General features: G+C 72.4%; 1 protein-coding gene and 1 pseudogene. Both read left to right on the forward strand.

Translation table 11 applies throughout. From position 1 onward, the window contains the following. Positions 1-2 precede the first annotated feature (2 nt). Positions 3-10109: pseudogene (locus tag ACFUN8_RS24180) on the forward strand (SDR family NAD(P)-dependent oxidoreductase); the annotation flags it as partial. Positions 10110-10156: 47 nt separating this feature from the next. Next, positions 10157-11392: a cytochrome P450 gene (locus tag ACFUN8_RS24185; RefSeq protein WP_383641270.1), complete on the forward strand. Its 1236-nt coding sequence runs from the start codon at positions 10157-10159 to the stop codon at positions 11390-11392. Positions 11393-11476 lie beyond the last annotated feature (84 nt).

Raw genomic sequence — 11476 nt, forward strand, 5'->3', positions numbered from 1 at the left:
CGATGAACGCCGAAGTCGAGGAGATCGTCGAGGCACTGCGTGGCTCGCTGGTCGAGAACGAGAGGCTGCGGCAGGACAACGACAGCCTGCGCGCCGTCGCGAGCGCCACCACCGAACCCATCGCGATCATCGGCATGGCCTGCCGGTACCCCGGCGGCGTCGAATCCCCCGAGGACCTGTGGGCGCTGGTCGACGAGGGCCGCGACGCGATCAGCCCGTTCCCGGCCGACCGCGGCTGGGACATGGGCACGCTGTACGACCCCGAGCCCGGAAAGCCCGGCAGGACGTACGCGCGCGAGGGCGGATTCCTGCACGACGCCGCGCAGTTCGACCCCGAGTTCTTCGGGATCAGCCCGCGCGAGGCCCTCACCATGGACCCCCAGCAGCGGCTCCTCCTGGAGATCACCTGGGAGTCGATGGAACGCGCCGGACTCGACCCGGCGTCGCTGCGCGGCAGCCGTACCGGCGTGTTCGCCGGCGCGATGTACCACGACTACGGCATCACCAGCAGCGACGGCAGCCTCGTCTCCGGACGCGTCGCCTACACCCTCGGCCTGGAGGGCCCGGCGGTCACCGTCGACACGGCCTGCTCGTCGTCGCTGGTCGCACTCCAGTGGGCCTCGGCCGCCCTGCGCTCGGGCGAGTGCACCCTGGCGCTCGCCGGCGGCGTCAGCGTCATGGCCACACCCGAGACGTTCATCGAGTTCAGCGAGCAGCGCGGGCTCTCGGCCGACGGCCGCTGCCGCTCGTTCGCCGCCTCCGCCGACGGCACCGGCTGGGCCGAGGGCGCGGGCGTCCTGCTGCTGGAGAAGCTGTCCGACGCCCGCCGTAACGGGCACCCCGTGCTGGCCGTCGTACGCGGCTCGGCGGTCAACCAGGACGGCGCGTCCAACGGCTTCAGCGCACCCAACGGCCCCTCCCAGCGCCGCGTCATCCAGCAGGCGCTCACCGCCGCCGGACTGACGACCGCCGACGTCGACGTCATGGAGGGCCACGGCACCGGTACCTCGCTCGGCGACCCCATCGAGGCGCAGGCACTGCTCGCCACGTACGGACAGGGCCGCGAAGAGCCGCTGTGGCTCGGTTCGGTCAAGTCGAACATCGGCCACACCCAGGCCGCCGCCGGCGTCGCGGGCGTCATCAAGATGGTCGAGGCCATCCGGCGCGGCACACTGCCGAAGACACTGCACGTCGACGAGGCGTCGCCGCAGGTCGACTGGGAGGCCGGCAACGTACGCCTGCTCACCGAGGCGCGCGCCTGGCCCGACGCCGACCGGCCGCGCCGCGCCGCGGTGTCCTCGTTCGGCGTCAGCGGCACCAACGCCCATGTGATCATCGAGCAGGCGCAGCCCGACCCCGAGTCCCCGCCCGAGCCCGCCGCACCGCGCCCGGCCACGGACGCGTCCCTCCCCGTGCCGCTGCCGCTGTCGGCCGGCACCGAGACCGCGATACGCGCCCAGGCCCGGCAGTTGGCCGACCACCTGCGGACCACGCCCGGTCTCGACCCCGTCGACATGGCGTTCTCCCTCGCCACCTCCCGCGCCGCGCTCAGCCGCCGCGCCGTCGTGGTCGGCCACGACCGCGACGAGATCCTCGGCGCGCTGACCGCGCTCGCGGACGGCGCGCCGCTGGCCGGCGCGGCCCGGTCGAGCGGGCTGACCGCCTTCCTCTTCACCGGTCAGGGCAGCCAGCGGCTCGGCATGGGCCGCGACCTGCACGCGGCGTTCCCCGTGTTCGCGCGCGCCTTCGACGAGGTGTGCTCCGCGCTCGACCCCACCGTCCGCGAGGTCATGTGGGGCGACGAAGAGGCCCTGGGCCGCACCGAGTTCACCCAGCCCGCGATCTTCGCTCTCCAGGTCGCCCTGTTCCGACTGCTCGAATCGTGGGGCGTACGGCCCGACTTCGTCGCCGGACACTCCATCGGCGAACTCGCCGCCGCCCATGTGGCCGGGGTGTTCTCCCTGCCCGACGCCGCCTCGCTGATCACCGCGCGGGCACGGCTGATGCAGGCGCTGCCGCCGGGCGGCGCGATGGTCGCGGTCGAGGCCGCCGAGGAGGAAGTTCTCCCGCTGCTCACCGACGGCGTCGGTGTCGCCGCCGTCAACGGCCCCACCTCCGTGGTGCTTTCGGGCACCGAGGAGGCCGTGGACGCCGTCCTCGAACAGCTCGGTACGCGCCGGACCAACCGGCTGAAGGTGTCGCACGCGTTCCACTCGACACTGATGGACCCGATGCTGGACGACTTCCGCCGCGTCGCGGAGCGCGTCACCTACGCGGAGCCCGCCGTCCCCGTCGTCGCGAACGGCGACGTCACCACCGCCGCGTACTGGGTGGGGCACGTCCGGGACACCGTCCGCTTCGCCGACGCGGTGACCCGGCTGGAAGCCGAAGGCGTCAACCGGTACGTCGAACTCGGGCCCGACGGCATCCTGACCGCCATGGCCCGCCAGAGCCTCACCACCACCGCCGACACCGCCGTACTCGTCCCGGCCCTGCGCCGCAACGAAACCGGACCCGTCGCTGTCCTCACCGCCCTCGGCGGCCTGCACACGGCGGGCCTGAAGGTCGACTGGGCGGGCGTCTTCGACGGCCGCGGCGCCCGGCGGGTCGACCTGCCCACCTACCCCTTCCAGCGCGCCCGTTACTGGTTCGACAAGCGCGGCCTGGGCGGCGACGTCACCTCCGCCGGCCTCGACCGGCCCGACCACCCGCTGCTCGGCGCGATGGTGCACCTGCCCGGCTCCGACGGCGTGGTGTTCACTGGACGGCTCTCCACCGGGGCCCACCCCTGGCTGTCCGACCACACCATGATGGGCTCCGTCCTGCTGCCCGGCACCGCGTACGTGGAACTCGCCGTGCGCGCGGGGGACCAGGTGGGATGGAACCGCGTCGAGGAACTCAACGTCGCCGCGCCCCTGTTCCTGCCCGAGCACGGCGGAGTCCACATCCAGGTCGCCGTCGACGCGCCCGACGCGTCGGGACTCCGCCCGGTGAGCGTGTTCTCCCGCGCCGACGACGCCCCGCTCGACCACGAATGGATCCTGCACGCCGAGGGATTCCTGGCGCCCGACGCCGGCGACGCGGCCACCGGACTCGTGGCATGGCCGCCGCGCGACGCCGAGTCGCTCACGGTCGACGGACTCTACGAAGGGCTCGGATACGGGCCGACGTTCCAGGGACTGCGCGCCGGATGGCGGCGCGGCGACGAGCTGTTCGCCGAGATCGCCCTGCCCGAAGGTGTGGACGCCGGAGGCTTCGGCCTCCATCCCGCCCTGTTCGACTCGGCGTTGCACGTGCTCGACCTGGCGGGCGAGGACGCGAAGGTACTGCCGTTCTCCTGGTCGGACGTCACCCTCCACGCGGAGGGCGCCACCGCCGCACGGGTCCACCTGCGCGTCCGGGCCGACAAGTCCTTGTCCCTGGAACTGGCCGACGCACTGGGGCGGCCCGTCGCCTCGGTCGGCTCGCTGACGCTGCGCCCCGTCACCGCCGACGGCCTCGCGCCGGCCGCGGCCCGCGTCGCCAACGCCCTCTTCCGCGTGGACTGGATCCCGGCCGCCGAAGTCCGGGCACCGGCCGACGACATCGAGGTGAGCGTCCACCACTGCCCCCCGACGACCGGCGACACACCGGCCGCCGTGCGCGCGGTGACCACCGGCGTACTCGAAGCCGTGCGGGCCGCGATCGAGGGCGACACCGCCCTCGTCGTCGTCACCCACGGCGCCACCGACGGCTCCGACCTCGGCCACGCCGCCGCCTGGGGGCTGGTACGCGCCGCCGAGGGCGAGCACCCCGGCCGCTTCTTCCTCGTCGACACCGAAGGCCCGGTCGACCCCCAGCACATCGTCGCGGTCGGCGAGCCCGAACTGCGCGTGAGCGACGGCGGGACACGGGTGCCCCGGCTGGTCGGCGTACCGCTCGAATCGACCCCCTCCGCCTGGGACACCGAACGCGCCGTACTGATCACCGGCGGGACCGGCGCCCTCGGCGCCGCCGTCGCCCGCCATCTGGTCACCCGGCACGACGTACGGCGCCTGCTGCTGACCAGCCGCCGGGGCCCGCAGGCACCCGGAGCCGCCGAACTCGCCGAGGAACTGACGGCACTCGGCGCCGAGGTCGAGGTGGTCGCCTGCGACGCCGCCGACCGCGACGCCTTGGCCGCACTGCTCGACGGCCGGACCATCGGGGGAGTCGTCCACGCGGCGGGCGTCCTGGACGACGGCGTGCTTCTCTCGCTGACGCCCGAGCGCATCGACCGCGTGCTGCGCCCGAAGGCGGACGCCGCATGGCATCTGCACGAACTCACCCGCGACATGGGCCTGACCGCGTTCGTGCTCTTCTCGTCCGTCGCGGGCGTACTCGGCGCCCCCGGCCAGGGCAACTACGCCGCCGCCAGCACACTCCTCGACGGTCTCGCGCGCCACCGGCACGCCGCCGGACTGCCCGCGCTGTCGCTGGCCTGGGGCCCGTGGGCCGGAGAAGGCATGGCCGACGGCCTCGCCTCGGCCGGCATGCGCGACCTGGCGCCGGAGGAGGGCCTCGCCCTGCTCGACGCCGCCGCCGGCGTGGCGGAGCCCGTACTGGTACCCGTACGGTTCGACCTCGCGGCCTTCGACACACCGCCGCCCATCATGCGCGGCCTCGTCCGTGGGCGCGCGCGCCGTGTCCTCGACAACGACGCGTCAGCGACCGGCGTCCTGCGGCAGCGTCTGGCCGGACTCGGCGAGGCGGAACGGGCCGAGGAACTCCTCGGTCTCGTACGCTCCCAGGCGGCGATGGTCCTGCGCCACGGCGGCGCCGAGGCCATCGACCCCGAGCGCGCCTTCCGCGACCTCGGATTCGACTCCCTGACCGCGATCGAACTGCGCAACCTGCTGGGCGCCGCCACCGGACTGCGCCTGCCCGCCACCCTCGTCTTCGACTACCCCACCCCCGACGTGCTGGCGGGACATCTCCTCCAGGAGCTGTCCGGAGCCGTCGAGTCGGCGCCGGTCGCGTCCGTGGTGCGCCCGTCGGACGACGACCCGATCGCCATCGTCTCGATGGCCTGCCGCTACCCGGGTGGTGTGGACACGCCCGAGGGGTTGTGGCGGCTGGTGGACGAGGGCGTCGACGCGATATCGGAGTTCCCGGCCGACCGGGGCTGGGGCGTGGAGGACATCTACGACCCCGAGCCCGGCATTCCGGGGAAGACCTATGTGCGCGACGGCGGATTCCTGCACGACGCCGCGCAGTTCGACGCCGAGTTCTTCGGCATCAGCCCGCGCGAGGCCCTCGACATGGACCCGCAGCAGCGGCTGCTGCTGGAGACGTCCTGGGAGGCGCTGGAGCGCGCCGGGATCGCGCCCACCACACTCAAGGGCAGCCCGACCGGTGTGTTCGCCGGAGTGATGTACCACGACTATCCGGGCGGCACCGGCGGCGGCAGCCTCGTGTCGGGCCGGGTGTCCTACACCCTCGGCCTCGAAGGCCCCGCGGTGAGCGTGGACACGGCGTGCTCGTCGTCCCTGGTGGCCCTGCACTGGGCGGCGCAGGCACTGCGCTCCGGCGAGTGCTCGCTGGCCCTCGTCGGCGGCGTGACCGTCATGGGAACACCGCAGTCGTTCATCGACTTCAGCGAACAGCGCGGCCTCGCCGCCGACGGCCGCTGCAAGTCCTTCTCGTCCTCCACCGACGGCACCGGATGGGGCGAGGGAGCGGGCGTTCTCGTTGTCGAGCGGCTGTCGGAGGCGCGTCGGCTGGGGCATCCGGTGCTGGCGGTGGTGCGCGGGAGCGCGCTGAACCAGGACGGGGCCAGCAACGGTCTGACGGCCCCCAACGGCCCCTCCCAGCGCCGCGTGATCAAGCAGGCGCTGGCCAACGCCGGCCTGGCGGCCGCCGATGTCGACGCGGTCGAGGCACACGGCACCGGTACGACGCTGGGCGACCCCATCGAGGCCCAGGCACTCTTCGCCACCTATGGCCAGGGCCGCCCCGAAGGGCGGCCGTTGTGGCTGGGTTCGATCAAGTCGAACATCGGGCATACGCAGGCGGCGGCTGGTGTGGCGGGGATCATCAAGATGGTCGAGGCGATGCGTCACGGCCGGCTGCCGAAGACGTTGCATGTGGATGAGCCGACAAAGCAGGTGGACTGGGACGCGGGTGATGTCCGGCTGCTGACCGAGGCGCGGGACTGGCCCAGCGAGGGCCGCCCCCGCCGCGCCGCCATCTCCTCCTTCGGAATCAGTGGCACGAACGCCCACGTCATCGTCGAAGAAGTCGCGCCGGTCGAGGAAGTGACCGTGGAGCGGCGGGAGTTGTCGGTGGCGCCGGTGGTGGTGTCGGGGAAGTCCCCGGCAGCCCTGGAGGCGCAGATCGGCCGGTTCGGCGCTGCGGTCGCCGACGGGAACGCGCTCGACGTGGCGTACTCGGCGGCGACAGGCCGGGCCGCTCTCGAACACCGCGCGGTACTCGTCGGGTCCGAGACGGTCACGGGTGAGACCGGTGTGGGCAAGGTGGCGTTCCTGTTCACCGGGCAGGGGAGTCAACGCCTGGGTATGGGGCGGGAGTTGTACGGGGCGTTCCCCGCTTTCGCGTCGGCGTTCGATGCGGTGTGTGGGGTGCTCGACCCCGCTGTGCGTGAGGTGATGTGGGGCGACGAAGAAGCGCTGAGCCGTACGGAGTTCACCCAGCCCGCGATCTTCGCCCTCGAAGTCGCCTTGTTCCGGCTGGTGGAGTCGTGGGGGATCAAGCCCGATTTCCTGGTGGGGCATTCGATCGGTGAGCTGGCGGCGGCGCATGTGGCGGGGGTGTTCGGTCTGGAGGATGCGGGCCGGTTGATCTCGGCGCGTGGGCGGTTGATGCAGGCGTTGCCGGCGGGTGGGGCGATGGTCGCGATCCAGGCCACCGAGGAGGAGGTGCTGCCGCTGCTGACCGGTGGGGTGAGTGTCGCGGCGGTCAACAGCCCGTCCTCGGTGGTGATTTCGGGTGAGGAGGAGGCGGTGACGGCGGTCGCGGAGCGGTTCACCGACCGTAAGCGCAGTCGTCTGACGGTCTCTCACGCTTTCCACTCACCTCTGATGGATCCGATGCTGGACGACTTCCGCAAGGTCGCGGAGAGCGTCACGTACCAAGAGCCGGTGATTCGGTTGGTACGGGACGTGGCGTCGGCGGACTACTGGGTGGCGCACGTACGCGACGCGGTGCGGTTCGCCGATGACGTACGGCATGTGCAGGACGAGGGTGTGACGCGGTTCCTGGAGATCGGTCCGGATGGTGTGCTGACGGCGATGGCGGGTCAGAGTGCCGAGGGCACTTTGGCTCCGACGCTGCGGCGTGACCGTCCGGAGGTGGAGAGTGTGTTCGCCGGGGTGGGCCGGTTGTTCGCGGCCGGTGTGCCGGTGGACTGGGATGCCGTGTTCGACGGGCGTGGTGCACGCCGGGTCGACCTCCCCACGTACGCCTTCCAGCGCAAGCGTTACTGGCTGATCGAGCAGTCCAAGACAACGGCCGGCGCCGACGCCGTCGACCACCCCCTGCTGACGTCGGGGATCGTCCTCCCGGACACCGGCGGTGTCGTCTTCACCGGACGGCTCTCCCTCGACACCCACCCCTGGCTCGCCGACCACGACGTACTGGGCACCCTGCTGCTGCCCGGCACCGGACTGGTCGAACTGGCCCTGCAAGCCGCCGCACAGGTGGACTGCGCCACGATCGACGAGCTGACCCTGGAGGCGCCGCTCGTCGTTCCCGAGAAGGGCGCGGTCGCCGTTCGCGTCCTCGTCGGCGGCCCGGACGACTCCGAGGCACGCACCGTCGAGATCTACTCGTCCCTGGACGACGAGATCTGGACCCGCAACGCGGCCGGTGCCCTCACCCCGTCGGCCGTATCTCCCTCGTCCGACCTGACCGAATGGCCGCCGATCGGCGCCACGCCTCTTCCGGTGGACGGCGCCTACGAGCGGCTGCTCGCCCGCGGATACGACTACGGCCCCACCTTCCAGGGGCTCAAGGCCGCCTGGCGGGACGGCGACGGCGTCGTGTTCGCCGAGGTCTCGCTCCCCGAGGGGGCGGAAGCCGCCCGGTTCGGCCTGCATCCGGCGCTGCTGGACGCGGCGATGCACGTGGGGCTCATCGAGGAGGGCGCCGCGACCGACGCGCCGGAGCTGCCGTTCTCCTGGAACGGGGTCACGCTCCACCGCGCCGGGGCCTCGGCGCTGCGCGTCCGGCTGTCCAACCCGGAAGGCGGCGACGGCACGGACGTCCAGGTCGCCGACGGGACCGGCGCCCCCGTGCTCTCCGTCACGGCCCTGACGTCGCGTCCCGTGTCGGCCGAGCAGCTGAGGGCCGACGGTGACCACCGCGAGTCGCTGTTCGCCCTCACCTGGACCAAGGCCACCGACGCGGCCGTGCTGGAGACACCCGTCGTGGTGTACGAGGTCCCGCGCGCCGACGGCGACACACCCGAGGCCGCCCACGCGGTCGCCGACCAGGTGCTGGCGCGTGTCCAGGACTGGCTCGCCGACAAGGGCAGGAGCGAGGAGAAGCTCGCGGTCGTCACCCGCCGCGCGGTGCCGATCGAGGGCGAGGACGTCGATCTGAGCCAGGCACCCGTGTGGGGCCTGGTCCGGGCGGCGGCGGCGGAGAATCCCGGCCGGTTCCTGCTGCTCGACCTGGGCGACGGGGCCACCGTGCCGCCCTTCGTCGACGCGCCCGAGGTGGCGGTTCGGGGCGGCGAGCTTCTCGTTCCCGCACTCACGCGCGTTCCCGCTACGGCGGTGGACGCCGGCCGCAACCCGTGGGAGTCGTCGCCGACGGTGCTGATCACGGGCGGCACCAGCGGACTCGGTGCCCTGGTCGCCCGTCATCTGGTGACGGCGCACGGCATCCGGCATCTCGTCCTGACCAGCCGCCGGGGCGAGAGCGCACCAGGCGCGGCGGAACTGCGCGCCGAACTGGGCGCCCACGGCGCCCGGGTGGACATCGAGGCGTGCGACGTGGCCGACCGCGCCGCGGTGGCCGCGGTGCTCGACCGGCATCCGGTCGGGGCGGTCGTCCACGCGGCCGGTGTCGTGGACAACGGCCTGGTCCGGGGGCTGACCCCGGAGCGTATGGACACGGTCCTGCGGCCGAAGGTGGACGGGGCCTGGCATCTGCACGAGCTGACGGCCGACCGCGAACTGTCGGCCTTCGTCCTGTTCTCCTCGATGGGCGGTCTGCTGCTCGCGGCGGGCCAGGGCAACTACGCCGCGGCGAACGTGTTCCTGGACGCGCTCGCCCACCACCGCCACCGGGCCGGACTGCCGGTGACCTCACTGGCGTTCGGTCTGTGGGAGGCCGCCACCGGGCTCGGCGAACTGGCCGACGCCGACCGCAAACGCATGCTGCGCATGGGCCTGCCCGCCCTGTCGCAGGAGGAGGGTCTGGCGCTGCTGGACGACTCGTTGCGTACGGGGGAGCCCGCGCTGGCGCCGTTCCGCCTGGACACGGCGGCCCTGCGGTCGCGCGCCGTCGACCAACTGCCGTTGCTGCTGCGCGGCTTGGTGCCCACGTCGCGCCGCCGTAACGGGGGCGCGGGCGTGGCCGGCGGCGGAGACGGCGGCGCGGGACTGCGGCGGACCCTGGCGGCCGCGGCCGACGAGGCCGAGCGCGACGGCATCCTGGTCGAGCTGGTCCGGACGCATGTGGCGGCGGTGCTCGGCCACGACGGCGTGGACGCCGTCCGGTCCGACCGGGCGTTCAAGGACCTCGGATTCGACTCGCTCACCGCCGTGGAACTGCGTAACACACTGCGCTCGGCCACCGGGCTGAAACTGCCCGCCACCCTGGTCTTCGACCATCCCACCCCCGCCGCCGTCGCCGAGTCCCTGCGCGAGCAGCTGAGCGGTGAACAGGAGCCCGCCGGGTCCCCGCTGGAGGCGGAACTGGCCCGTCTGGAGGCGGCGTTGGCGTCGGTGACGCCTGACGAGGAGACGTTCGGGCGCGTCGCCGACCGGCTGCGCGCGCTGGTGGCCGGCTGGACCGAGACCCACAGGCCGGACGAGAGCGACGAGGCCGAACTGGACTCGCTCTCGGCCGATGAGCTGTTCGACGTCCTCGACGACGAGCTCGACACGCGGTCCGCGCCGTAAACCCGTGCCGGACCGGAACCACCACTCATAACGAGGAGAACGACCACGTGACCACCGAAGCGACGCCCACCACCCAGCAGGCCGACGAGGCGCTGATGAAGCTGCTGTCGCCGCCCTTCCCCGACGACCCCTTCCCGATCTACGAGACCTTGCAGTCGGTGAACCGGGTCCACAAGTCCGCGCTCGGCATCTACGCGCTGTCGGGGTACGAGGAGGTCACCGCCCTCCTGAAGATGCCCGACGTCCACAGCGGTGCCCGCGCGGCCGCCCAGATGCGTGAGGACTGGGCCGAGCACATCTCCCTGCGCATGTATCTGAACTCGATGGTCACCCTCAACGCGCCCGACCACGGCCGGGTTCGCGGCCTGGCCGCCCGCGTGTTCACCCCCAACAAGATCAAGAAGATGCAGCCCGCGGTGGAGAAGCGGACCGACGAGCTGATCAACGAACTCATCGAGAAGTCGGCGGGCGGTGAGCCGGTCGACATCGTCGAGCTGCTGGCCATGCCCTTCCCCGTCGCGGTCATCAGCGACATGCTCGGCCTTCCCTACGAGGACGGCAAGCGCACCTGGGAGCTGGCCGACGACTGGTCACGTGTCTTCTCCGGTCTCTACACCGACGAGGACCTGGCCGCCGCCGACGCCGCCGCCGAGGAGCTGACCGGGTACTTCAGCGGTGTGATCAAGGCGTGCCGCGCCGAGCCCAAGGACGACCTGATGTCCGCCCTCATCCAGGAGGCGACCAACGGGAAGCTGGACGAGGAGGAGTTGATGGCGCTCATCCTCTTCCTGTTCACGGCGGGCTTCGCGGCCACCACCAACCTCATCGCGACCGGCGTGCTCGCGCTCATCGAGCACCCCGACGAGCTGAAGCGCTGGCGCGCGGACAAGACCATCACGCCGACGGCCGTCGAGGAACTGCTGCGGCACACCGCGCACACCACGGCGTCGAGCCGTCTCACGACCCGGCCCATCACCATCGGCGGCACCGACATCCCCGAGGGCGTTCTCGTCCTGGCCCTGCTCTCCGCCGCCAACCGGGACCCGGCGCGCTTCCCGGACCCGCACCGGCTGGACCTGAGCCGCGACAACGGCACGCACCTGAGCTTCAGCGCCGGCGGTCACTTCTGCTTCGGCGGCAGCCTCGCCCGTATGGAGGCCGCCGATCTCTTCCCGAAGCTGATCGACACGTTCGCGAACATAGAGCTGGCCGGCACCCCCGGGCGCCGCGCCATCATGGGCCTCACCGGTTACACCTCGCTTCCGGTGAAGCTCGGCCGCTGAGCGGCCCGTACGCGAAACACCGGAAGAGGTCCCCCCGGCAATCCGCCCGCGGGGACGTCTTAAGTTGGGGGGGCCGGTACGGTG

Source organism: Streptomyces sp. NPDC057307, assembly GCF_042667665.1.
GTDB lineage: Bacteria > Actinomycetota > Actinomycetes > Streptomycetales > Streptomycetaceae > Streptomyces.